The organism is Streptococcus jiangjianxini (assembly GCF_040225085.1).
In the GTDB taxonomy this organism is placed as follows: domain Bacteria; phylum Bacillota; class Bacilli; order Lactobacillales; family Streptococcaceae; genus Streptococcus; species Streptococcus jiangjianxini.
The window spans coordinates 1-25487 of record NZ_JBEHGL010000013.1; the positions used below are offsets into that span (position 1 = coordinate 1).

Below are 25487 nucleotides of genomic sequence, written 5' to 3' on the forward strand. Positions count from 1 at the left end.
GTCAACGATTTGTTGCTTAAAGTCATCCGTAAAATGACGGCGTATTTTTCTAGACATATTGTTTCTCCTGTTTTCTTTAGTGTAGAACACTTTATAAATTCTGTCTAGTTTAGTGTAACCTATTCAAGATAATAAGGTTGCGTTACTAGAGATTTAGAAAGTGGATTGACCAGTAACAAAGTTGTTCAAATCCTATAGCTATCAGTGAGGTTATTAATGATTATCCTTTGGAATTATTAGAAAGTTTAATTGAAACCCAAATAGACTTATGTTACAATATTAACAAAAAATTTAAGAACTATTTAGGAGATTATAATGACAAGAACCGAGTGGTTAGAATATTTTGAAGCTATCAATGGTCGAGAAGCAACAAAAGATGAGTTGGCACAAGCACTAGCAGCTGGTGAATTTGAGGATGACCAAGTCAGTCAGCCTATCACGCCTCAAGAGATTATTTATGATGTTTCTGAATCTAGTAAGGATAACCAAACACACTCCGAGGTGCGGCTTGAGCAACCTGATTCATTTAAATCAGATACTTCTGAAGCTAGTAAAACAAGCGACAAGGTTGACAAAGTTAAAGCGTATAGCGGGCACTATTTGTCATGGTTTTTAAAGGCTCTTAAACAGCCACAAGTTGATGGAGATGGTCAACGATTGGCCTTTGGTGGCATTACTCTTGTTTTATCAGCCGCTTTTCTAGCTGGCGGTCTTCTTAATTATTGTCGTCGACTATTGTTGTCTATCGCTAATATTTCGACAAGCTCTGGATCTCTCAAAACAAACTTGCCAGAAGCTTATGATCACTTTCTCAATTTTATCTCACGTGAGTTTGGCTTTGGAAAATTCTTATATTTCTTTGTGCTGATTCTGATGATATATTTAGTAGCTTACGGTTTGCCAGCTGTGCTTCATAAAGATTCTAGAAAGTGGATGGAACGTTTTGGTGTTTTACTAGGGACAACTCCTTTATTACTGGTGTTGAATGTTGTCGCTTTTCTGTCGAGCTTTTTGGTCAAAAACACGCTCATTGTGAGTGAGAAGTACGTTTCAAGTATTACTGATATCCTAACCGATTCGGATGGACAAGTAAGTAATGTCTTGTCCAGTCTCTTAACCTTGGTCAAGCAAATTCCTGCTTTGCAATCTATGGTGTCAGTAATGACCTATTTGCTTATTCTATCCATAGTAGGTCTAGTGGTTTTAATCGTTTCTATGGTTAAAGCGATAAAAGGGCAGTTATCGTTTTTAAACAATACTTACTTGTCTATTGCTGCTGTATTTCTGTTGCTAGCTGTGGTTTACGTTGTGGATAAATGGATGATGACTTCTATTATGGATTCATTTATCTCTCTCAATGACCAAGTCGCATTCTAAGAGAAAGTGAGCGCAGTGAACAATGATAAGTCAAGAACAGTGGATTACTTTGTTTGAGCAGGTGACCGGTAGAAAGCCAACCCCAAAGGAGTTTAAGGCTGGTAAAGAAAGTGGCTTTGCTACTGACATTATTTATAGCATTACTGGTTTAGATAAAAAGAGATCAGCATCATCACCTTTGGAGGTTTCTAGCTTAAAAGAAAAAAGAGAAGGCAGACATGATGACTGGCAAGAAAACCAAGTGCTTTACGATGTTTCAGACGAAGCTTTTTCTGAAGAATCAGACTTGAACGACAGTCCTAAAAAAGTCCTACAGGATCAGGAGAGTCCTAGTATCCTTTACGATGTTTCAGACGAAGCTTTTTCTCAAGAATCAGACTTGAATGACAGTTCTATAAAACCTTTGCAGGATCAGGAGAGTCCTCGCAACATCTACGAAGCTTCTGACGAGATTTATGCTGAAGAGACTTCTTTTACGTCAAACGAGTCATCACAGTTACTGATGCCAAAGCTTAGTCCTTCAAATACTGCTAACAAAACCTCGCAACATCCTACTGGAAGATCGCAAGTAGAAATGAAGTCTGCTCAGGAGCAACACATTGGTCCTGCTAAGTCTCTGAAAGAGAAGCAAGTTGAATGGATTGCTGCCTTTGAAAAATTTGTCGGACGTAAACCTAGTCCTAAAGAATTTAAAGCTGGTAAAGAGAATCATTTTGATTTGCGAATTATTCATCAGTTTTTGGGACAGACCTCTAAAAAAGCAAGGAAACCTCTTAGGGATAAGAAGCGCTACCTCTACATCGCTGGTGGTGTTTTAGCAACGGCAATTCTAGGTGTCTATCTATTTGGAAATCATTATTATTCGAGAGAATCAGTTGCTAAGCGTTACCTTGAAACGTCTGATACGATAGACCAGCAGTTAGAGTACGAAGTATGGTCAGATAGCCAAAAACCAATCAAGGAATCGGAAGTCAGCTATTTGACAAAATCGACTATCTCAAAACCTGAATTAGTTGATTTACTCTCAGGAAACACAATGGCTGAAGTAGGACGAAAATGGCTGGTATTTCCTGAATGGAAGGTGATGGTTCAGCCGGCTGATACGACTATCTCGACAAATACAAAAGGGATGACCATTTCAATCAATGACAAGCGGTGGGAAAAATCAGATTCAGATCATTTTTCAAAGACGATTCGTCTCTACCCAGGTGACTATCACTTCTCATTGACTGGTAAATTAGATGACCAAGAAGTCTCAACAAGTTCTAAGCAGACTTTGAAGAGAGATGAGCATGTTGCCCTAGATATTGCCTATCTATCCTTTACCGTCAATAGCAATTTGGCAGATGGGGACTTGTATGTCGGCTCTAAAAAAATCACCCGATTGAGTAATGGCAAAGCTGAGGTTTCTAACTTAGCAGTGACCAAAAATGCAAAACTATCGGTACAAAAAACCTTTGAAGATGCTTCAAAAGTAACCTCTAACACCTATTTAATTAAAAACATAGAAGATGGTGATAGTGTGACATTAGATGTCAAGGGGGTCCTAGATCGCGATACAGCTGATCAACTGTTAACCGCAGCTTATCGGAAATTAGGTGACTATGAGGATAATCATACGACACCAGACGGATTAACAGAGATTTTCCAAGGTGGTGCGACAAATAGCATGTATAAAGACGTTGTTAATATGATTGAGACTAATACTACTAATGCTAAGAATCGTCCAGCCGAAAGCATTAGTTTTGACGATATCGATGTGACCAATGTCAAACAAGTCAGCGCTAAAAAATATGTGGTTGATTTTACGGTTGTCAATAGTTTTTATTATGCCTATGATTCAAAATTCAAAAATTCAGGTTATTATGATGACAAAACAGCTTGGTCGGTAACGGTTGACTATGTTGGGAAGAAAGACCAATCAGATGAGAGTAATTCTTACTTCAGTGATTATCGTATTACTGGTAAAGCTAGCGATTCGAAACTGATCAACCGAAAAGATACGGTTAACTAAGATTATCAAAATGGTTAATGCACGATAAAATAGAGTTTAGGGAAGCGAGGTGAGTTTTAAATCTCAAGGCAAGATGCCCCTCGCTCCTTTATTTGACATAAGAGAAAGATATGAGCATGAAACAAGCGTTAGGAATTGATTTAGGAACGACGAATTCAGCGATGGCTATTGTAAAAAATGGTCAGCCAGAGATTATTCCAATTGGGGCCAATGACGAGACGATTTTGCGATCGGCTATTTATTTTTCAAAGATTAATGGGAAAAATCGTGTTTTCTACGGAAAAGACGCCATTAGTCGTGGAACTGAAATTGGAAAAATTGATTATTTTAAAAATGACTTTAAACGTGACATGGCACGGCAAATTGAAAATGAAGTGATTGACCATAAGCGCGTGAGTGCGGAAATATTATCCGCCTTAATTTTGCATGAATTTAAACTTCGTTCACATCAATTGGCTATTGAAATGGGATTGGATGACATCCAAGATGTTGTCATCACTGTGCCAGCTTATTTCACCTCAGAGCAGAGGGTTGCCACTAAAAGGGCAGGTCAATTGGCAGGGTTTAATGTTTTGAGAATTATCAATGAACCTACTGCCGCAGCCATTGCTTATGCTAGTGAAAAAGGCGTTAATGGCAATGTTTTAGTCTATGATTTAGGCGGTGGAACGTTTGATGTGACTCTAATGAATGTCCAGCAAGACCACTATGATATTCTAGCGACAGATGGCAATCAACGTTTGGGGGGCTTGGATTTTGATAAACGTTTAGTCAATCTTGTTAAGGACAAACTTGAAAATCAAGGTGTCAATATGACCATGTTAACCCCAAAAGAAGAAATGCAGATGCGCTATCAAGTTGAGAAAATGAAAATCACACTCTCTATCAATGATGTGGCTTTTTATGAGTTGTTCTTGGACGACAAAGCTTATGGCGTTGAAGTGTCACGAGATGAATTTGGCGCAGCTATTGCTGATTTGGTCAAAGATACCGAATTGAAAGTCATTTCAACCGTATCGGCAGCTGGCTTGTCCTTATCGGATATTGATCATGTTATTTTAGTTGGCGGATCAACGCGTCTCCCAGTTGTCAGGGAGATGATGGAAGGTTTGGTTGGCAAAAAACTTAACTATGATATCAATCCAGACACGATTGTGGCAGAGGGAGCCAGTATTATTGCACACTTGATCGTAAATGACCAAGTCACTTTTAATGAAACCCATCAGGGTGAGGAAGCCTCACCGTCGCAGATTGTCATCCGTGATGTAACGTCTCAAGGCATAGGCATGCTCTTGCGGAAAAATCCTAGAAAAACGTATCCTTTTGTTGGTGATTTCTTTAACAGTGTTGTGGTTCCTCGTAATACTCAAATACCAGCGGTTTTTACCAAGAAAATTTATGCTGTTGCTGATGGACAATCGAATTTTCAACTACGTTTGACAGAAGGAAATTATGAAAATCCGATGAATGTTAAACCGATTTTGAAAATCATCGAGTATCTAAGCCAAAATCGCCAAAAAGGGCAAGAGGTTGCTGAGATTCGTTTATCATTTGATGAAGAACAAATTATTCATGTTCATGTTGTAGATGCTTTCTCTCAGGAAATGCTTGGTTCTTATCAAATCAATGCAACGATTGATCAGATTGAAGAAGTGGCTGAAGAAGACCTATCCGAAATGCAAGCCTTGTTTGATGAGTTAGTATCATGATTGATTATTATAAAGGGATTAACGCCACCACAGGCGAAGATATTTCATATTTAGCAGAGTTGCGTGGCAAAATTCGTCAAGAAGATTCTGCCAAACATATTTATCAGGTTTTAGTAGCCTTGGGTGAAGAGCTAGACAATAGAGAAACACTTGGAGAATTTGACGCTTCAAGCCGCCAGTTATCGCAAGCTTTACCCAATATAAAACGGCATTTTTTAAGTGAGAAGTGGAAGACAACCTATGATTATCAATTGGTGCAGCACTATTTGAAGCAATCAGACAGCGATGAGGACGGAGCAGAGAGTTATCCCTTGCCTATTGAAGAAGTTGAGGTAAAACAAGAAATAGCCGCTTCAATCAATCAGGCTGCCTCGCAACAAAATACCACGGCCCCTTGGTGGCAGAAGTGGTTGTTACAAGTTGTGATTGTTCTTGTGGTTTTAGCCATGACAGTGTTTCTAGACTTAGATACCAGTTTAGCACTTATTATATTATTAGTTGTCCTCACGGTTAGTCTATTTCTATCGAATTAGGAGAAGTATGAAGCAGCATATTTTAGAATTCAAGCACATTTGCTTTAAGTATCGCTCAAATAGTGAGCTGCTATTTAATCAGCTTGATGTGACACTAAAGACGGGAGAGGTTGTAGGGATCTTAGGCGGTTCAGGAAGCGGGAAAACAACTCTGACTGAAATTTTGCTAGAGCGCCTGAAGCCAACTTGTCAAGACTTTCAAATTTACGAAGATGGACAGCTAGTGACACATCAGAAACCGCGTTGGAGTTATGTACCGCAGCAGAATTTGTTGAGAGATTACCTCAAAGTCAGTGAAATTTTCACTGTTTATGGAGATAGTTATTTAAAAGACCTGAGAAAAAGTGACCGTCAGGAGCGTATTCAATCGGTGGTTCAGGATTTGGGGTTATCAGAATTTTGGCATAAGCAAGTGAGCCAACTTAGCGGGGGTCAGAAACGACGTGTTAGTATTGGTATTGAACTGCTTAGTCCCTCTGCTTACTTTATTTTAGATGAACCTTCTAGTGGTTTGGACGCCTTGAGTGATCGTAATCTTTTGCGAACGCTTCGTATTTTGGCGAAAACGTCTAATAAGGCTATTCTAGTTGTGACTCATAATACGGAGAATTTAGCCATTTTTGACCGTTTGATTTTCCTGTCGAAAGGTCTTCCGAAATTTGTTGGTTCTTTTGAAGAGCTACTTCATGAGTTTAAGACAACTGATCCCTATACCCTCAGGAAATACTTAGACTTAAATATTGCTGATATTTATCAAGAGTTGCTAACATCCGGAAAAATTTATAGAATATAGGTAGAAAGAATGGCTGCTTTACGATTAAGCTGGTATAAATTCAAACATCACTATATGGATTTTATTAAAGTTTTATTGGGAATCCTCATTTTTGAAGGTTTGATTATCTATATCCAGAAAAAAGAATTTTTAATAACCTTTGAGAATACGAGAATGACGCTCTTTTTGCTCTTGTTTTCATCTAGTCTTTTGATATTAGTTCAAAATAGTATATACATCAGCAAAGAACGAGCTATCTTAAATCGTGATTTCTTTTCGACCTTAAATCGTTGGACTTTTGTCCTTGCGAGTCTGGTATTTCATACCTTGTTTGCTTTAGTGGAGACGCTGGTGTTTGTGAGCGGTTTTCACTACTTTAGCGACTTATTTGATAAGACCTTGGAGACAAAAGGGCAGACCCTTGGGAATTTTTCGATTGAAATTGGCGTAACTGTCTTTTTAGTCTTTCTTTGCGCTCACTTTATGGCCCTGCTCGTTTCCTCTCTTGTTGGGAGTAACGATAATACGTCAGTTGTTTTATCTGTTATTTTAGGCATTATGCAGTTCTCCTTGTCAGGAACAGTTCTGCAACTTCCAAAAGGGATTGATGGTATTACGTCTTTAATCTTTCTAAGTTATGGTCATAAAGCTATGGGAATGACCAATCAATTAGCTACGATAAAATCAGCAATGGCTAAGTTTCAAGTACCACTTCCAAAAAGCCAGTTAAACATGTTTGAGGCGAGTTCTTCGGCAATGATTAGCCATTGGACTTCTTTATTAGGACACGCTTCTATCTATGGCTTACTATTTTTACTTGTCTTAGTATATAAAAAGGAGAAATCATGACAAAAGAAGAGTGGATTACAGAATTTCAAGTATTAAATGGCCGGTTTCCAACGCAAGCCGAGATTCAAGCTGCAACGGCCAATCAGTTTCAACAAACCAAATCATCGGGATTTCAGAAGTTTGACTCAAATCTACTTCTGAAAATCGCTCTTATTATTCTGATGGCGGTTTTTGGTTATGTTGTTGGCTACTTATTTGTTTGAGGTGATATATGAAAAATAAAAAATTTATAGCGGGCTTGTTAGTGGTTTTTCTAGTTTTTCTTGTAGCTGGGAAATACACACAAAGCAAGTCTATGCTAAATTCAAACTACGCTTATGCGACTACCGTTAAGGATAAAAAGACAGGCAAAGAATATCGCTACGAGGTCGCATTGGTCGGCGATAAAAAAGCTAAGGTAACCAAGACAGATCTTGCTTCAGGCAAACAAACTGTTTTTGAAGAAGTCTATCAAGGCAAACCTAGCGATGGGATTAAGCTGGCTGCTGATGATGGTGCCTCTATTCATTTAATGCCTCCTGCTGTGCCTTGGTCAGAGCCAAAACTTGAAGTGAATAAGCCTGATTACGTCCAAACAACTAAAAAAGCGACAAAAACTTCAAGAGCTGCAGATAATCATGCGAAACCAAGTTCGTCTGCTGTTCAAGATAGTAGTGCTAAAACCTCTGAAGCAACCAATAGCACAGCTAAAAAGCCTAGTTCTGAAACTTCTACTAGTGTTAAAACTAGTCAGTCTACTTCAACGCAGACAGAAAGTTCTAAAATTGACATCGCAGCGATTGCTAAAGGTGACCTCTCATCAATGAGTGGTTCTTACCAAGGTGAGAATGGTAAGACACCATTTACTTTTAATCCAGATGGAACAGGTACGATCAATAACTCTGACGTTACCTTCATCGATTTTTCTCAGACAAATGGCGTAGCAACTTTCCGTGCTAAGGATTTACCGATAGCGTTTACCATTGTTCCAGCTGGTAAGGCAACGCCTAGTGAAGTTAATGGAAGTTCATCATCGATGTTTGCTAAATTTGACGATGACAGTAAAGATCGAGCATTTGTTTCAGGAGAAGGGATAAATCTAATTTACCTCACGACGCCATCAAAAACAGACGCTAAAAAAGCTGCTAAGACAGAAACCGACGATTCTAAAGCCGATTCGGATAAAGACAAAACTGTCGAATACAAGGTTACAAACACTAACCGCCTAACCCATGAAAGTGCAGCGAAAATCGCAAAATCTTTTGGCGATTGGTTAGAAACTAGCGCTTATGCTAAGGATAGTGTTCTGGTACAGAGTCAGTTTGATGATACGAATAGTAAGAGCACCTTAAACCCTCATTTTTGGCAACTTAATACAGAAGATGGTCCAGCAATAGCCCACCTTTATGGCGCTAAAAGTGGAGACATCGCAGCAATTGAAAAAACACTGGTAGACGGTTCTGATGCGGATGGGAAAGCTCTAGATGCTAGTCGCAGTGAGTTTGATTTGACGCTCTTAGGCAATGACCTCACCAGTTCAAAAGCAGAAGATTTTCAATCAACCGCTAGTTTTAGGATTTACACCTTGAAGCAGCCGCAAGCTCATCGCTTTGATTCCACTTCAGATGAATTAAAGAATCTGGTTGATGATGACAGCCTATCTCCATCAGAAACGAGTGCTGCAGCAGATTATGGCTATGTGCCATTCTATGAGAAAAAAGTGGATCATCAAAAACCAAGTTATCAAATTGCACTAGCTTCAAACGGTAAAGTGTATTATGTCACGGATTATCGCCTTGATGATAAATCAGTAAGAACTTTGGAGTTAGAAACCTACCAGCTAGCTCCAGCTGACATGCAACAAACTTATCAGGATTTACTAGATGAATTTGGCGAAGAAAAAGAGGAAGATGCAGCTGAGCCTTCATCTAGCAGTTCAGAAACATCAACAAGTGAGTCTTCAAGTTCTTCAACGAGTTCAGAGTCAGAAATGGAGACGACCGATGGTATTTTTCCGCCAGAACTAATCGGAACTTGGGTTAATACTGATCCTGATGGGGTTGATGCTAAGGTGACTGTCGATGAAGATGGTACCGTTACGAAATATTATGATGATGGAACTAACCAAGAAACGATGGTTTCTAAGGTCACTAAAATAGAAAAAATTAGTGATACAACCTACCGTTTTGTTGACTATGATAAGGCTGAGGCGATTACCCCAAATGGTCTGGGAGGAGCTGGATTTGAAGTCGAAATTGGATTTAGTTTTGATGGTGATGAATTCTCCTTTGCTCAATGGACACGTGCTGTAGGGGCTGATTTCAATCCAGAAAAGGATCGTTATTCAGAAATGCTAACCTTTACTAAAGAGTAGAAAAACGATGTTAACTAATAAAAAAATATTTACGGTAGTATTATTAGGAGCTTTCTTTTTAGGAATCTTTGCTGGCCGATATCGTCAAGAAACTGTTCTTAAAGACTCTCGAAAAGCTTTTCAAGTGACTGCTGAAAATAAACAAAATGGCGAAGAAGTCTTATTTCAAGTTCAACGGTTTGATCAGAAACGGTTAAAAATTCAACTCTCTACCGGTGAGGTTTTTGCAAGCCGATTGTCACATAAACGTGAAAACGGTGCTTGGATTATTGAATTGCCTAATAGAGATGGGAAATTAGCCCTCCAGTCGAGTATATTACCTTGGCGTGATGCGAGATTGGGAATATTGACTTCTGAAAAGTATCAAGAAAAGCCGGGTACTTCTAAAATGATTTCGCTTACTGAAGTAAGCCCCTTAACGAAAAATGACCTGACAGGTGCTGAACCTGTTGCGGATACGACAGTTAGAAGTCAGGTACAATTAACATCACGTCAAGTAGATCAAGTGGTGTCTGATTTTGGAGACTGGTTGGTCAACAGTTCGTATGCTAAGCATGCCGTTGTTGTCAGGGGATCATTCAACGAAGCCTTCTCAAACTCTTCTGGACCTGTTGGGATCTTGGCGTTTGAAGTAGATAATCTCAAAATTTTGGCAGGCTTATCGGGTGGTGACATGGCTGGATTTGAGAGTTTGGATAGTGACATTCAATCTTATACGACTAGCCTAGTGGACATTGATCAGTCTGGAAAGGAACTGTCTGATTTTCAATCACAGGCAACCTTTAGAGTGTATCGTACCAAAGCTCAAGATACAGGCTATTATCAATCAGCGAAAGAAGAAAGAGAAGCACTGGGGATTTCCACTTATAGTGATTTTTACCAAAATCAAGTAGATCAAGAAGCTGATAGCTTATCCATTGTTTTAGCTAATAATGGTAGAGTTTACTATGCTAAAGACTATGGTATATCTAGTCAGGTGACCTATCTTGAGGCACCTAACCAATTGCAAAGAGCCTATAATCAATTTTTAGCACAGTATCGAAAATCGTCAGTTGACTGATGACTGAAGTGGGACACATTTGGATTGTATTTGTCCAAAGTGTCTGTTATAATAAGGCTATCAGAGGTGCTTTGAAGTCCATTTGTTACAGGAAGCGGTGTTGTTGAGAAGTCCGCACAAATGTCAAAGTTGGTTGCTGAGATAAAATTTAGTTTAAAAGTGAGCAGCGGGTATCAAGCCCGAATGTGGGTGGTACCGCGGATTTTCTAACAAATTCGTCCCTGTCATTATCGACAGGGATTTTTTGTTTGCTGAAAGTTAGTGCTTTGCCTTTTAAAAAAGTTCAGGCATTGTGATAGGAGTGAGTCAGGAGGAGCCAGATGGCTAAAAAGAAAAACCGAAAGAAGGAGTTACGTCGACAACAAAAACTTAATATTAAATGGTTGTCAGAGGAAGAGGGGGATTTCTACGAAAATCTGGCGACGACTTCCCCTATTCTTATAGAACGTCGACAAATACCACATTTTGATGAATTACATGAGGCTCTGATGGCCTATGCTGCTGATAAAGGACGTGACTTAGGGGATATCAGTCGAGAAGAATTGCAAACTATTCAGCACTTATTATTGTTAAATAATTTTCCATTTAAAAAAGCAACTCAGATTTATCGTCAAGCTGTACAGACGCCAAACAATAACCAGAGAGCTAAACTGTTGAAACAAGTTCTAGAACTAGAACCGGATTACTTTTTGGCCAAATATCACCTTTTACTGGTTAATGAAACACCCTTTGATCCAGATTATTTTGAACAGGTGTTGCATTTTTATGAGGAGACCAAGCAGGGCTGGCGGTCCGCAGGCTATCTTGATTGGAACTATTTCGAAGCTCGTCCTTACCTGACGGCATTAAACTATACGGTGGCTTACTTGTATGAAGAAGGCTTTCTTGGTCTTGCTGTTGAAGTTGTGGAGTTTATTCTGTCTAAAAAACCGAAGCGTCTTGCACCAGACTTTCTTCACCTTACGTTATCACTTTATAATGAACTGGGACGTTTCGATCGGATTCAAGCCCTTTACTATCATTTTTTACCCCTACTTCCGCAAAATAAAGACAGTTTAATAGTTCATTTTATGTTGTCAAAATTACTGCAAGGCCAGATAGATGAAGCTAAGTCATTATTTGAAGAGTTGGTTGATGTTAATAAGGAGGCAGCTGATTTCTTTGCCAATGAAGATTGGTTAGATGAGTTGTTTGATGTAGAAGAGATGGAAGTGTATGAGCCTTTTTCTCGTCAATCTCTTGCTGTAACAACCTACTATTTGATGGACTTTTTTGACCGAAATTTAACAGTTATCAGCTTCTTAAGTCATTTTGCAAGGAAATGCGGTGGCACGTCAACAATAGTTGATGGGGTAGCAGATTTTTTCTCTGGTTATAACACCCCCTTGTTTGATGGTATACAATTTAATATTTATAGAATATTGTTTCATGAAAATCTAAGAACAACTGAAGATTTTCAGCAAATTACCGAAAAAGACCTGTTAGCTATTAAAGGAGTAGGACAAGCGACCCTAAGAAAACTAAAAGATAACGGAGCGGTTTTCAAGGAAAATTAACATTTGTCAGCAGATAGAACACCAAGCTAACCTCTATTCATGCATTTATCACTTCCAGAGCTATTTTATGACCTTCCTCGCGACAAGAGTTATCAGAATTAAGAAAATAAATTCTTGTGAAATAAACTAATAACGATTGGCAATGCAGGATTGAATCGTAAAACGTTTCAGACTCTAGGACAAAACTGAGAAAATCAATAGAGGAAAGATCAGATTTGTTTTTGATTAAAGGCAGTGATGACCGGTGCGGAAACTACCGTACATTCTTAGCAAAATGAAAGAGACTTTACTATGCTTGAGATGTTTAATAGTCACTGCTACGGAAGAAACGCCATTGGGCATATAGAAGCTAAGTAGCGACTATTGAGATACAGAAAAAAAAGAGCAGTGATTAAAACACTTTTTTTCTGTTCCTTCCCAAACAAGTCCGTCTGTTAGCTAAAGTTGTTGCTGTGGTAGGGGTTAGAGAAACGATGCTTACCATGCTAGTGTTAAATATACAAACAAGTTAGTATCATACATTATGAGTTGCACCAACTCAATTTTACAGAATATCAAAAAAGGAGTATTGAATGTCAAAAGAACTATCACCAAAGTACAATCCAGCAGAGGTTGAAGCTGGCCGATATCAGAAATGGCTTGACGAAGATGTCTTCAAGCCGTCAGGAGACAAGAAGGCTAAGCCTTATTCAATCGTTATTCCACCACCCAATGTTACTGGTAAGTTGCACTTGGGTCATGCTTGGGATACGACTTTACAAGATATTATTATTCGCCAAAAACGTATGCAAGGTTTTGATACGCTTTGGTTGCCTGGTATGGACCATGCAGGGATTGCAACTCAAGCCAAGGTTGAAGAACGGTTGCGTGAACAAGGTATTACACGTTACGACCTCGGTCGTGAAAAATTCCTAGACAAAGTTTGGGAGTGGAAAGACGAGTACGCTGCGACTATCAAAGACCAGTGGGGCAAGATGGGGATCTCTGTGGATTACTCACGTGAGCGCTTTACCCTTGACGAAGGCTTGTCAAAAGCCGTGCGTAAAGTCTTTGTAGACCTTTACAAAAAAGGTTGGATTTACCGTGGCGAGTTCATTATCAACTGGGATCCAGCAGCACGTACAGCCCTCTCAGATATTGAAGTTATTCACAAAGATGTTGAGGGTGCTTTCTATCACATGAATTACATGTTGGAAGATGGCTCACGCGCCCTTCAAGTTGCGACAACGCGTCCTGAAACCATGTTTGGGGACGTTGCGGTTGCAGTTAATCCAGAAGATGACCGTTACAAAGACTTGATCGGTCAAAATGTTATCTTGCCAATTGTGAATAAGCCGATTCCAATCGTTGCTGACGAACATGCGGATCCAACATTTGGAACAGGTGTTGTTAAAATCACACCGGCTCATGACCCTAATGACTTCTTAGTTGGTCAACGCCATGAGTTGCCACAAGTGAACGTTATGAATGACGATGGTAGCATGAATGAGCTTGCGGGTGAATTTGTTGGTCTGGATCGCTTTGAGGCACGTAAAGCAGTTGTTGCTAAGTTAGAAGAGATAGGCGCTCTTGTTAAGGTGGAAAAACGGGTGCATTCTGTGGGTCACTCTGAACGTTCAGGAGCTGTAGTTGAACCACGCCTGTCAACACAATGGTTTGTTAAGATGGATCAATTGGCGAAAAATGCCATTGCCAACCAAGATACAGCTGACAAAGTCGAATTTTATCCGCCACGTTTCAATGATACCTTCATGAGCTGGATGGAAAATGTCCATGATTGGGTTATTTCCCGTCAGCTATGGTGGGGACATCAAATTCCAGCTTGGTACAATGAAAACGGCGATATGTACGTTGGTGAAGAAGCACCAGAAGGTGACGGTTGGGTACAAGATGAAGATGTCCTTGACACCTGGTTCTCATCTGCCCTCTGGCCATTCTCAACCATGGGTTGGCCTGATACGGACTCCGCCGATTTCCAGCGTTATTTCCCAACATCAACCTTGGTAACGGGCTACGATATTATCTTCTTCTGGGTTTCTCGTATGATTTTCCAATCTCTCGAGTTCACAGGACGCAAGCCTTTCTCAAACGTTCTGATTCATGGTCTTATCCGCGATGAAGAAGGCCGCAAGATGTCTAAATCGCTCGGTAACGGTATCGACCCAATGGATGTCATCGAGAAATACGGTGCTGATGCCCTTCGTTGGTTCCTCTCAAACGGCTCTGCTCCAGGTCAAGACGTTCGTTTCTCTTACGAAAAAATGGATGCTTCTTGGAACTTCATTAACAAGATTTGGAACATCTCACGCTATATTCTCATGAACAATGAAGGACTTGGCTTAAACACTGCGACAGACAAGGTTGCGCAAGTGGCTAGCGGTCAAGCTGGCAATGTTACGGATCGTTGGATTCTCCATAACCTCAATGAAACCATCGCTAAAGTCACGGAAAACTTTGACAAGTTCGAGTTTGGTGTGGCGGGGCACATTCTTTATAACTTTATTTGGGAAGAGTTTGCCAACTGGTATGTTGAGTTGACCAAGGAAGTGCTATATAGTGATAATGAAGAGGAAAAAGTTATGACGCGTGCGGTTCTGCTCTACACGCTTGATAAAATCCTCCGCTTGCTTCATCCAATCATGCCATTTGTGACCGAAGAAATCTTTGCCCAGTATGCCGAAGGCTCTATTGTGACAGCTGATTATCCAGTGGTCAATGAAGCCTTTGAGAATGCTGACGCTCATAAGGGTGTTGAGAGCTTGAAAGATCTTATTCGTGCCGTTCGTAATGCGCGTGCAGAAGTGAACGTAGCGCCATCAAAACCAATCACCATCTTAGTCAAAACGAGTGATGCAGACTTAGAAGACTTCTTCAAGTCAAATATCAACTATATCAAGCGCTTCACTAATCCTGAAACCTTAGAAATCTCAGCTGACTTAACCGCACCAGAATTAGCCATGTCAGCCGTTATTACAGGTGCAGAAATCTTCTTGCCTTTGGCTGATTTGCTTAACGTCGAAGAAGAATTGGCTCGTTTAGATAAAGAACTGGCTAAATGGCAAAAAGAACTCGATATGGTCGGTAAAAAACTCGGCAACGAGCGCTTTGTTGCCAACGCCAAACCAGAAGTCGTCCAAAAAGAACGCGACAAACAAGCCGACTATCAAGCTAAATATGATGCCACACAAGAGCGAATTACAGAGATGAAAGCGTTAGTGAAGTAGTTTGTCACCATCGTCTCATTGACATCTTATACTCTTCGAAAATCTAAAGCAGCCATCGTTGACTTGATTGGGTGAACTTGACTGCTATCAGCGTCGGTGTAGCCTAGTCCACTTTTGATTTTCGTTGAGTATAAATAAGACCAAACGCCTAGCCAGAAGTTTGTTAACCAAGCAAGTAGTTACTTTGTTGTTAAGGACTAGTATGGCATGTCTGGACTTGGTCAGTTAAAAGTGATGAATAAAAAACAAAGAAGCGTTGACTTTTTTAACAAGTCAACGCTTCTTTGTTTAGTCGATATAGTGCAGTTTACCTCGAAAATCTTCGAGAGTTTTGTAGCCTTTTTCTTCCATAATGGCTTGTAATTCTTTTTGAATTCGCTCGAAAATAGGAACGTCTTCATAACCAAAAGCAGAGCCAATTTGCACCATGCTAGCACCACATAGGATATGTTCAAAGGCATCTCGTCCGGACTTAACCCCTCCGGTTCCGATAATTTGAATAGATGGTTTTAGGCGTTGGTAAAAAGCATGGACATTGGCCAAGGCAGTTGGCTTGATGTAGTCACCGCCAATACCACCAAAGCCATTTTTAGGTTTGATGACAACAGTCTCATCGTTGATAACCAAGCCATTTCCGATAGAATTCACACTGTTGATGAAGGTCAGTGGGAATTGGTTTAAAATATCAGCCATTTGGTCAAAATGAACAATATCAAAATAAGGGGGAAGTTTGACACCAAGAGGTTTTCGGTAATAGGTAAAAATGTCCTTCAAAAGTGTCTCAGTTGTTTCAAAATCATAAGCTATTTGAGGCTTGCCTGGAACATTTGGGCAAGAGAGATTAAGTTCAACAAGTCCTTGATAGTCGCTATTTTGAATCGTTTGTAGGATAACATGCGTTTCCAGTTGAGACATACCAACAACAGACAAAATGTTAGATTGCTCAGCATTTTCTTTTTGAAGTGATAAAAGATAGTCTAGGTAATAAGGGAACCCTTTATTGGGTAGCCCCATTGAATTGATTGTTCCTAGAGATGTACTTGCCATGCGTGGATGAGGATTACCAGCGCGTTCTTCTAAGGTAGCAGTCTTGGTGACGAAGGCGCCAGCTTTAGAATGACGAATGGCCTCTAACTCTTTGATAGACATGCAGCGGACACCAGCTGCGTTCATAAGGCAGTTATCAAATTGAAAATTCCCAATGTGTGTTGCTGTTGAAGTCATCATTTCCTCCTGATTTGAAAAAGGGCGAAGTGCCGTGTTTTGGACAAATTTTTTCCATTCTATCACCGAGCAATGAGATGGGCAAGCCTTTTTTGAAGAAAAACATAAAAAGTTCGGCTTTTCAAACACAAGCAAATGACAAGTCCAAGCCAACCAGTAAGTAAAACAGCTTTAAGAAACTTGGAACCCAATTTTTTAGGAGATAATTAGTGAACTTATTTTTAACAGGTACCTTCTGTTGCTGGGTCGCCTTTGGGCTTGCTTTTGGCCGCACTACTTAAGAAAAGATCAAAAAAGTCATTTTTTGAAATTAACTGAGTATAAAGAGACTAAAAAACGATCTAATACTCTTCAAAAATCAAAAGCAGACGTTGTTGACTTGATTTGATGACGTTCAGTCTTATCTGCATCGGCATCGCCTAGTCTGCTTTTGAGTTTCATTGCGTTTAAAGACAGATCGCTGTCATCGAAAATGGGATAAACAACTCTCTTAAAAATGCTTGAACGACTGATTCCTAGACAATTTGTAACAAGTGGTTAACGTCGTGTCGACATTTAGTATTTTTCAAAAACAGTAACAACAGAATAACAAAATCAAGGAAACGCTATCATGGAGAAAGTTGTGATTTTACTAGCTTTTTGACGCTTTTTTGGGTAAAATATAGGAGTAATTGGCATTAGCCAAGAATATGCGGTTAAGGTTGACCTTAGTCCGTAAAATCTAAAGGAGTTACTCTAATGGTAAAATTAGTTTTCGCTCGCCACGGTGAGTCAGAATGGAATAAAGCGAACCTTTTCACTGGTTGGGCTGACGTAGACCTTTCAGAAAAAGGAACACAACAAGCGATTGATGCTGGTAAATTGATCAAAGAAGCTGGTATCGAATTTGATCTTGCTTTCACATCAGTGTTGAAACGTGCTATCAAAACAACTAACCTAGCTCTTGAAGCAGCTGATCAACTTTGGGTACCAACTGAAAAATCATGGCGCTTGAACGAACGTCATTACGGTGGATTGACTGGTAAAAATAAAGCAGAAGCAGCAGAACAATTTGGGGATGAACAAGTTCACATCTGGCGCCGTTCATACGACGTGTTGCCTCCAGAAATGGCAAAAGATGACGAACACTCAGCTCATACTGACCGTCGTTACGCTTTGCTTGATGATGCCGTTATTCCAGATGCTGAAAACTTGAAAGTAACTCTTGAGCGTGCCCTTCCATATTGGGAAGATAAAATTGCTCCAGCTCTTAAAGAAGGTAAAAATATTTTTATTGGTGCACATGGTAACTCAATCCGTGCACTTGTAAAACACATCAAACAATTGAACGATGATGAAATCATGGATGTTGAAATCCCTAACTTCCCACCACTCGTCTTTGAATTTGATGAAAAATTAAACGTTACTGCAGAATACTACCTTGGTGGTGAATAAGTTATATCTCTAGAACAATCATAAGCCCTTAATGTAGCTCAATGGTCTATCGAGCATGAGATACTGGGATTTATCTCTGATATTGTTTTATGAGGATAAGGAAAAGGACTAGCTTTGGCTAGTTCTTTTTTTAGGAAAAATCTTTTGATTTATCACACCTACATTGTCGTTATCAGAACATTTTGTGATAAAATAAGAGGTAACTGTCAGCTATGGAGAAGAATATTGAAGCAATTATTAAACAGTCTATGGTCTAGTTATCGAACCCTTCCTTTGATCGCAAGAAGGCTTTATTTGATTTTCTTGACCGTTGTCATGCTTTTTACCATTTTGATTATTCGGTTAGCAAATATGCAACTAGTTAACGGTGATTTTTACCTTCAAAAATTAAAAGCGACGACAACCTATACTGTTTCAACATCAACAGAACGTGGGCAGATATACGATGCTAAGGGTAAACCCTTGGTTAAAAACACAGCCAAAAAAGTGTTAACTTTTACACGTAGTAACACAATGACTGCTGAAGGATTAAAAGATATTACTGAGAAACTAGCTCAGTTGGTAACGTTTACTGAGACAAGAGTTTCTGAGCGCGATAAGATTGATTATTATTTGGCTAGCAGTGCTAATTTTGACGAAGTGATTGATAAACTTCCTCATGAGCAGAAATACGATAAATTTAATAATAGCTTATCATCTACGGAAATATACGCCAATGCGGTAGCAGCAGTTCCAAAGAAGGCCATTGATTTTGATGAAGAAACCTTGAAAAAAGTAGCTATTTTTAGTCAAATGAATGGGACAGCTACTTTTGATACCAGCCGCTTGATTGTTGAGGATTTAACAGATGAACAAATCAAGCAAGTTAATGAGCATGCGTCTGAATTGCTTGGCGTGACAGTATCAGATGGTTGGGATCGTGAAGACAGTACTAGTTCTTTAGCACCACTTTTGGGCCGAATTTCCAGTGAGAAAACAGGACTTCCACAAGAAGATGCTGAAGAATACTTAAAAAAAGGTTATTCGATGAATGATCGTGTCGGAACATCTTATCTTGAAAAACAATACGAGTCAGTACTGCAAGGTAAACATCAATCGAAGACTATTACTGTTAATAAGAATGGTAAAGTTATTGATGAACAGACAACATCTGAAGGTCATAAGGGTAAGAATTTAAAATTAACGATTGACTCGGACTTTCAAGCTGGCGTTCAAGATATCCTTCGGCGTTATTACCAAGCTGAAATTGCTTCTGGCAATGCAGCTTATTCAGATGGTGTGTATGCTGTTGCTATTAACCCTAAAACAGGAGCCATTTTATCGATGGCAGGCTTATCCCATGAAAAAGGTAGTGGAAAAACAGAAGACGATGTCTTGGGAACAATCAGCGAGGTCTTCACACCTGGTTCGGTGGTTAAAGGGGCCACTTTAACCTCTGGATGGCAAAATGGAGTCCTAACTGGCAATGAAACCTTGATGGATATGCCAATTGTTTTTGCAGGTGATAGCACCAGTATCCAATCTTGGTTTACAAATGGCTCTATGCCAATCTCCGCAACGCAGGCTCTAGAATACTCATCTAACACTTACATGGTTCAACTAGCTCTTCGAATGATGGGGCAAAATTACAGCTACAATATGCCCTTGACGGAGGCAGGCTATAAGGAAACTATGGAAAAATTGCGCAAAACATTTGCAGAATACGGTATGGGGACATCAACTGGCATCGACCTTCCAAATGTATCAGAAGGATTTGTGCCAAAAAAATTCGCGGTCTCAAATACCTTAACAGAATCATTCGGTCAATTTGATAACTACAATACCCTGCAATTAGCCCAGTACGCCGCAACAGTCTCTAACAATGGTGATCGTATGTCTGCTCATTTAGTGGAAGGGGTTTATGATGATAAGGCTGATGGCAGTCTAGGTGATTTGCTCAAGTCAACAGACATCAAATCTTTAAACAAGGTCAATATCACTCCGGACCAGATGGGAATCATTCGCCAAGGATTCTATGATGTTGTTAATAGTAATAGCAGGCTTGCGACTGGATCTTACATGAGGGGAAGAAGTACAGTTATTAGTGGTAAGACAGGGACAGCTGAGACCTTTACCAAAAACACAAGGGGTCAAACCGTTAGTACGGTAAACCTTAACGTTGTAGCTTATGATCAAAACAATCAAATCGCTGTTGCCGTTATGTATCCTAACTCTTCTGATTACCTTTCAAGGGCCCATCAATACATTGCGCGTGACATCATTGATCTTTATGTCTCAAGCTTTGCTCAATAATTTTGATAAAAGGAGAACAACGTGTTATACCCAACACCAATAGCAAAATTGATCGATAGCTTTTCAAAATTACCAGGTATTGGTATCAAGACAGCGACTCGTTTAGCCTTTTATACGATTGGAATGTCGGACGAAGATGTTAATGAATTCGCTAAAAATTTATTAGCGGCAAAACGTGAATTAACCTACTGTTCTGTGTGTGGAAACTTAACAGATGACGATCCTTGTACTATTTGCACCGATGAAAGTCGTGATCGTTCAGTTCTTCTCGTTGTCGAAGAATCTAAAGATGTTTCAGCCATGGAAAAAATCCAAGAATATCATGGTCTTTATCATGTTTTACATGGTTTGATTTCTCCGATGAATGGTGTCTCTCCTGATGATATCAATCTAAAAACACTTATTACTCGACTGATGGATGGTGATATCAATGAAGTGATTATCGCCACAAATGCCACAGCAGATGGGGAAGCGACCTCTATGTATATTTCTCGTGTGTTAAAACCAGCCGGCATTAAAGTCACTCGATTGGCGCGTGGTCTAGCCGTTGGTTCAGATATTGAATACGCTGATGAAGTGACCTTGCTTCGAGCAATTGAAAATCGAACAGAACTTTAAAAACATTAAGATTCCAAAGACTATTTGGGATCTTTTTTTACAAAGAAGCCAAAAATACCTAGGCTCAACTTTGTCTTTTATTATAATTATGATATGATTAAAAGGATTGAGACGTTACTGTAATCATGAGCGTCTGTTCAATAACGTATCAGTTTTTGAACTAAACATGAATAAAAATAACAATAGAAAAGAGTTTTTATGGTAAAACAAACATTAGTATTGCTTTATGGTGGTCGTTCGGCTGAGCGTGATGTTTCGGTATTGTCTGCTCAAAGTGTGATGAGGGCTGTCAATTATGATAAATTTCAAGTCAAGACATACTTTATTTCTCATAAGGGTGAATTCATAAAAACACAAGAGTTCACTAACCAGCCTGACGAGAATGAGCGTTTGATGACTAACCAAACGATCAAATTGGAACAAAAAGTGAAACCTTCAGACATCTATGAGGATAATGCAGTTGTTTTCCCAGTACTTCATGGTCCAATGGGCGAAGATGGTTCTATACAAGGTTTTCTAGAAATTTTGGGAATGCCTTATGTTGGAACCAATGTTCATGCTTCCAGTGTTGCTATGGATAAAATCACAACAAAACAAGTGCTTGAATCGGCAGGAGTTCCACAAGTCGCCTACACGGTTTATATCGAAGGAGATGATTTAGAAAAAGCTATCGCTGAAAGCATGGCTAGTTTGACATTCCCAATCTTTGTTAAACCGGCTAATATGGGTTCCTCTGTTGGGATTTCTAAGGCTGAAGATGAAGGTGAACTTCGTGAGGCTATTGCCGAAGCTCTAAAGTTTGACAGTCGTATCTTGATTGAACAAGGCCTTATCGCACGTGAGATTGAAGTTGGTATCTTAGGTAATACAGATGTCAAAACGACTGAGCCTGGGGAAGTTGTCAAAGATGTGGCCTTTTATGACTACAAGGCGAAATATATCGATAATAAAATTACCATGGCTATTCCAGCTGCTATTCCTGTAGAAGTGATGGATCAAATGCGTGCTTATGCTGCACTGGCCTTTAAAACTCTTGGAGGTAGCGGTTTATCACGCTGTGATTTTTTCTATACAGAGTCTGGTGATATTTTCCTAAATGAACTCAATACTATGCCCGGCTTTACCCAGTGGTCAATGTACCCATTGTTATGGGAAAATATGGGGTTAGCTTACTCTGATTTGATTGAAGAATTGGTGAGTCTGGCTCAAGACATGCATCATAAACGCGAGAGTCATTTACAATAAAAATATAGTTTCCAAGGTGAAACTTCAGGTTTAAGAAACAGTTCCTTTTGAACTACTTTCTTGAGCCTTTTATTTCACCAAAACGACTAGCGGTATTAGAGATTTGAAAGAACTTCCAGTGCAGCACCAAAAAACCTTAGAAAATGAATTCTAAGGAGTTTACTTTCAACTGGAATAGTTTTCAGGATGATTTTTTTATTTGATAGCATTAGCGTTAATGGATTGCTAATTTTGGGGATTTAAGAGTTTGCGGTATTCTGGTATACGGTTCAACTGAGGGAAGACTGTCATCGTTACCAAGATACGAATAGGAATTTCAACTATTTTGATCCAACGACCTGCGACGAATTGTGCCATAATAGGAACATGGTAATAGTGTTGAATTAACCAAGGAGTCATAATGAAACTCCCTAAGATGGTGATAACAGTCATAGCCAAAGAAACATAAATCCAATCTTTCTTAGATGACCAACTGAATGACTTACCGTAAAAGAAGGCGCCGTAGAGGAATCCCATAATAGCTTCCATAATGGTCCAACCGATGAGGAACATGCCAGCTTTCTCAGAAAAGAGCGTATCGATAAGATCAAAAACACCCAAAGTTAAAAACCCTAGTAGAGGACCAGTAATACTACCGATAATGCTTTCGAGGATAAAGGTGAAACTAAGCACTAGTTGCTTTGGGATAATAGTAATGGAAAGTCGTCCAACCAAGTAACTAAGGGCTAGCAAAATTCCGATAGTTGCTAGGCGGCGAACACTTAATTTTGGAAAAGTTAATAATGTTTTCATGATCAAAAAACCTCGAAGAGATAGTAGGTTTGCTAGTAGCAATTCAGGACTCTTGTTTGAGACGATTGATGCTAAACTAACAGTGACCATAGTGAATGACTGAGCGTTTTGACTCCTTAGATTACGGATAGCTAGTCACAGAAAAGTTGAGGCCAATCCCTGCCCCTGTTAGCTGTAAGAACAGCCTTATTTATCATATCACAAGTTTTCAAAATAACAAGGTTCAGTATAGTTTATGAAAGAAGTTGGACAAGTGGTGTTTCTCCTCATTTAAAACTCTTTGAAAAATTATGATATAATGGAAACATTATTGAACAACAAGAAGGATTGTAAGATGAAATTACGATTACATGAAGTCGCCAAAGTTGTCGGCGCAAAAAATGATATTACAGAATTTGAAGATGTGGACCTGAGTCAGATTGAATTTGATTCGCGCAACATTAGCGAGGGAGATCTTTTTCTTCCTTTGAAAGGTCAGCGTGACGGTCATGACTTTATCGAGACAGCTTTTAAAAACGGCGCCTTAGCTACTTTTTCTGAAAAAGTGGTTGAAAATCATCCTTTTATATTGGTTGATGATTGTTTAACAGCGTTTCAAACGCTAGCCAGTTATTACATTGAACGTAGTCGCGTCGATGTTATTGCAGTGACAGGTTCAAATGGTAAAACAACGACTAAGGATATGATTGCTCAGCTTTTATCAACGACTTATCATACGTATAAAACACAAGGTAATTACAATAACGAAATTGGGCTACCTTATACTGTTCTCCACATGCCAGACAATACGGAAAAACTTGTTTTGGAAATGGGGCAGGATCGTTTAGGTGATATTAAGTTGTTATCGGAAATAGCTAAGCCACGTATTGGTGTGGTCACTTTAGTAGCGGAAGCTCATTTGGAGTTTTTTGGGAACAGAGACAAGATCGCAGAAGGTAAGATGCAAATCACGGATGGGATGGACAGTGATGGCATTTTAATTGCTCCAGCAGATACTATCGTCAATGCTTATTTACCTGAAAATCAACCAACCATTCGTTTTGGAGTGGATGAAGATATCTTTATCACAGAGCTTCAAGAATCAAAAGACTCTTTGACTTTTAAAACCAATTTCTTGGAAGACTCCGTTTTCTTACCAGTTACTGGAAAATACAATGCCACAAATGCTATGGTAGCAGCTTATGTAGCTAAATTGTTGATGGTTGCAGATCAAGATATCTATCAAGCTTTCCGAGACTTAGAACTCACTAAAAATCGTACAGAATGGAAAAAAGCTGCTAATGGTGCTGATATCCTATCAGATGTTTACAATGCTAATCCAACAGCGATGAAACTGATTTTAGAAACGTTCTCAAGTATCCCTAAAAATGAAGGAGGCAAAAAACTTGCGGTTCTTGCGGATATGAAAGAGCTTGGTGATGCTTCAATTGCCCTTCATGAAAGTATTATTGATAGTCTATCTCCTGAAAGTATTGATATGCTTTTCTTCTACGGGGAAGATATTAGATCTCTTTCAGACTTAGCTAGAAAAAAATTCCCTGAGAATCAAGTGTTCTTCTTCGAAAAATCTGCCAAAAAGGATGACTTTGAAAGATTATCTGAAGCAATTCTTAATAACCTAGAGAGAAATGATCAAATGTTGCTCAAAGGAAGTCATTCGATGAACTTGGCTGATATGGTAGCAATCCTAGAAAAAACTAAGTAGGTCAATATGTTTACAATCTCATCAATGATAACTGGTGCGGCGAGTCACGCGCCCAGAGTTACACCTGTTGTTTGTAGCTTTCTTGTGTCGCTAGTGATCTTTTCCTTTGGCATGACCCGGTTTTGTTATACCATGCCTGGTTATAGGACTTTTTGGAAAAACGTCCAATATCTTCAAATTGTTTCCTTGTATGCTTGGTACCTTTTAGCGCACTTCGATATCACAGAATGTCTTCCTCTTTACCACTGTCGCATGGCTACGCTAGCCATCCTGTTTTTACCCAAGGGAAGGTTTAAAACTTACTTTGCCTACCTTGGAGTAGCAGGAGCTGTCTGCGCTCTTTGCTATCCTGTTTTTGATCCCTATCCATTTCCTCATCTGACTATCTTGTCTTATGTTGTTGGGCATATGGCCTTGTTGATTAACTGTCTGACTTATTTGTATCAAAATGAAGCTAGTATTCAACTTTCTTTTAAAAACATCTTTCAAATGACATTTTTGTTGAATGTAGTTATTGGTGCGGTTGATCTAATCTTTCAAGCCAACTATGGTTTTTTACGTGAAACTCCGATTTTAGCTAGTCAGAATGGCATGTTGAACCTTTTGGTTGTTAGTCTGGTCATTTCAATCTTAATGACATTAGTTCAAAGACTGATGTCAAGAGAAATTGACCGTTTGACCGTGAGAGCCTGACTTGCTAGACTATCCTTATTTAGCTATAATAAAAGAG

19 protein-coding genes are annotated in these 25487 nt (G+C 39.3%); 17 read left to right on the top strand and 2 right to left on the bottom strand.

Going from position 1 to position 25487, the window contains the following annotated elements; translation table 11 throughout:
- Window positions 1–315: 315 nt before the first annotated feature.
- The 11 genes from ABP870_RS06725 to ABP870_RS06775 all read left to right on the top strand — a co-directional run bounded on the left by ABP870_RS06725 (window position 316) and on the right by ABP870_RS06775 (window position 15447).
- Entirely contained in the window at window positions 316–1377 is a 1062-nt protein-coding gene (locus ABP870_RS06725) for a hypothetical protein (protein WP_350014682.1), read from the top strand.
- A gap of 22 nt (window positions 1378–1399) precedes the next feature.
- Window positions 1400–3391, top strand: a complete 1992-nt coding sequence (locus tag ABP870_RS06730; protein WP_350014683.1) for a zinc ribbon domain-containing protein — start codon at window positions 1400–1402, stop codon at window positions 3389–3391.
- Between the two features lie 116 nt (window positions 3392–3507).
- On the top strand, window positions 3508–5100 hold the full coding sequence (locus ABP870_RS06735) for an Hsp70 family protein (protein WP_350014684.1): 1593 nt from the start codon (window positions 3508–3510) through the stop codon (window positions 5098–5100).
- The gene (locus ABP870_RS06740; RefSeq protein ID WP_350014685.1) at window positions 5097–5633 is read left to right on the top strand and encodes a hypothetical protein; all 537 of its coding nucleotides are present in this window, start codon (window positions 5097–5099) and stop codon (window positions 5631–5633) included. The genes ABP870_RS06735 and ABP870_RS06740 overlap by 4 nt, the downstream gene beginning before the upstream one ends.
- A gap of 7 nt (window positions 5634–5640) precedes the next feature.
- Window positions 5641–6426 (top strand): ABC transporter ATP-binding protein, encoded by a 786-nt coding sequence (locus ABP870_RS06745; protein ID WP_350014686.1) that lies wholly within the window; start codon window positions 5641–5643, stop codon window positions 6424–6426.
- Window positions 6427–6435: 9 nt separating this feature from the next.
- Entirely contained in the window at window positions 6436–7254 is an 819-nt protein-coding gene (locus tag ABP870_RS06750; RefSeq protein WP_350014687.1) for an ABC transporter permease, read from the top strand.
- Complete coding sequence (locus ABP870_RS06755) at window positions 7251–7457, top strand: hypothetical protein (protein WP_350014688.1); 207 nt, start codon at window positions 7251–7253, stop codon at window positions 7455–7457. The genes ABP870_RS06750 and ABP870_RS06755 overlap by 4 nt, the downstream gene beginning before the upstream one ends.
- Before the next feature lie 8 nt (window positions 7458–7465).
- A complete protein-coding gene (locus tag ABP870_RS06760) occupies window positions 7466–9607 on the top strand; it encodes a DUF6287 domain-containing protein (RefSeq protein WP_350014689.1) in 2142 nt (713 codons plus the stop codon).
- 7 nt (window positions 9608–9614) lie between these two features.
- Window positions 9615–10667 (top strand): hypothetical protein, encoded by a 1053-nt coding sequence (locus ABP870_RS06765; RefSeq protein WP_350014690.1) that lies wholly within the window; start codon window positions 9615–9617, stop codon window positions 10665–10667.
- Between the two features lie 320 nt (window positions 10668–10987).
- Complete coding sequence (locus ABP870_RS06770) at window positions 10988–12223, top strand: hypothetical protein (protein WP_350014691.1); 1236 nt, start codon at window positions 10988–10990, stop codon at window positions 12221–12223.
- A 572-nt stretch (window positions 12224–12795) separates the two neighbouring features.
- A complete protein-coding gene (locus ABP870_RS06775; protein ID WP_350014692.1) occupies window positions 12796–15447 on the top strand; it encodes a valine--tRNA ligase in 2652 nt (883 codons plus the stop codon).
- Between the two features lie 288 nt (window positions 15448–15735).
- On the opposite strand, the gene ABP870_RS06780 is transcribed toward ABP870_RS06775, so the two are convergent.
- Complete coding sequence (locus tag ABP870_RS06780; protein WP_350014693.1) at window positions 15736–16671, bottom strand: dihydroorotate oxidase; 936 nt, start codon at window positions 16669–16671, stop codon at window positions 15736–15738.
- A 738-nt stretch (window positions 16672–17409) separates the two neighbouring features.
- Between ABP870_RS06780 and ABP870_RS06785 the strand changes: the two genes are divergently transcribed.
- The 4 genes from ABP870_RS06785 (at window position 17410) to ABP870_RS06800 (ending at window position 22260) form a co-directional block, all read left to right on the top strand.
- Window positions 17410–18105: a phosphoglycerate mutase gene (locus tag ABP870_RS06785; RefSeq protein WP_350014694.1), complete on the top strand. Its 696-nt coding sequence runs from the start codon at window positions 17410–17412 to the stop codon at window positions 18103–18105.
- Between the two features lie 222 nt (window positions 18106–18327).
- Window positions 18328–20397, top strand: coding sequence for a penicillin-binding protein PBP2B (pbp2b, locus tag ABP870_RS06790; RefSeq protein WP_405054646.1), 2070 nt, complete (start codon window positions 18328–18330; stop codon window positions 20395–20397).
- A 21-nt stretch (window positions 20398–20418) separates the two neighbouring features.
- On the top strand, window positions 20419–21015 hold the full coding sequence (gene recR / locus ABP870_RS06795) for a recombination mediator RecR (protein WP_350014696.1): 597 nt from the start codon (window positions 20419–20421) through the stop codon (window positions 21013–21015).
- A gap of 198 nt (window positions 21016–21213) precedes the next feature.
- Window positions 21214–22260 carry a D-alanine--D-alanine ligase gene (locus ABP870_RS06800; RefSeq protein WP_350014697.1) on the top strand — a complete coding sequence of 349 codons (1047 nt, stop codon included), beginning with the start codon at window positions 21214–21216 and terminating at the stop codon, window positions 22258–22260.
- Between the two features lie 225 nt (window positions 22261–22485).
- Here ABP870_RS06800 and ABP870_RS06805 read toward each other — a convergent pair whose 3' ends face one another.
- Entirely contained in the window at window positions 22486–23052 is a 567-nt protein-coding gene (locus tag ABP870_RS06805; RefSeq protein WP_350014698.1) for a folate family ECF transporter S component, read from the bottom strand.
- Window positions 23053–23386: 334 nt separating this feature from the next.
- Between ABP870_RS06805 and ABP870_RS06810 the strand changes: the two genes are divergently transcribed.
- Together ABP870_RS06810 and ABP870_RS06815 are read left to right on the top strand one after the other, a co-directional pair.
- Window positions 23387–24757 (top strand): UDP-N-acetylmuramoyl-tripeptide--D-alanyl-D-alanine ligase, encoded by a 1371-nt coding sequence (locus ABP870_RS06810; RefSeq protein WP_350014699.1) that lies wholly within the window; start codon window positions 23387–23389, stop codon window positions 24755–24757.
- A 6-nt stretch (window positions 24758–24763) separates the two neighbouring features.
- A complete protein-coding gene (locus tag ABP870_RS06815) occupies window positions 24764–25450 on the top strand; it encodes a YwaF family protein (protein ID WP_350014700.1) in 687 nt (228 codons plus the stop codon).
- Window positions 25451–25487: the final 37 nt, after the last annotated feature.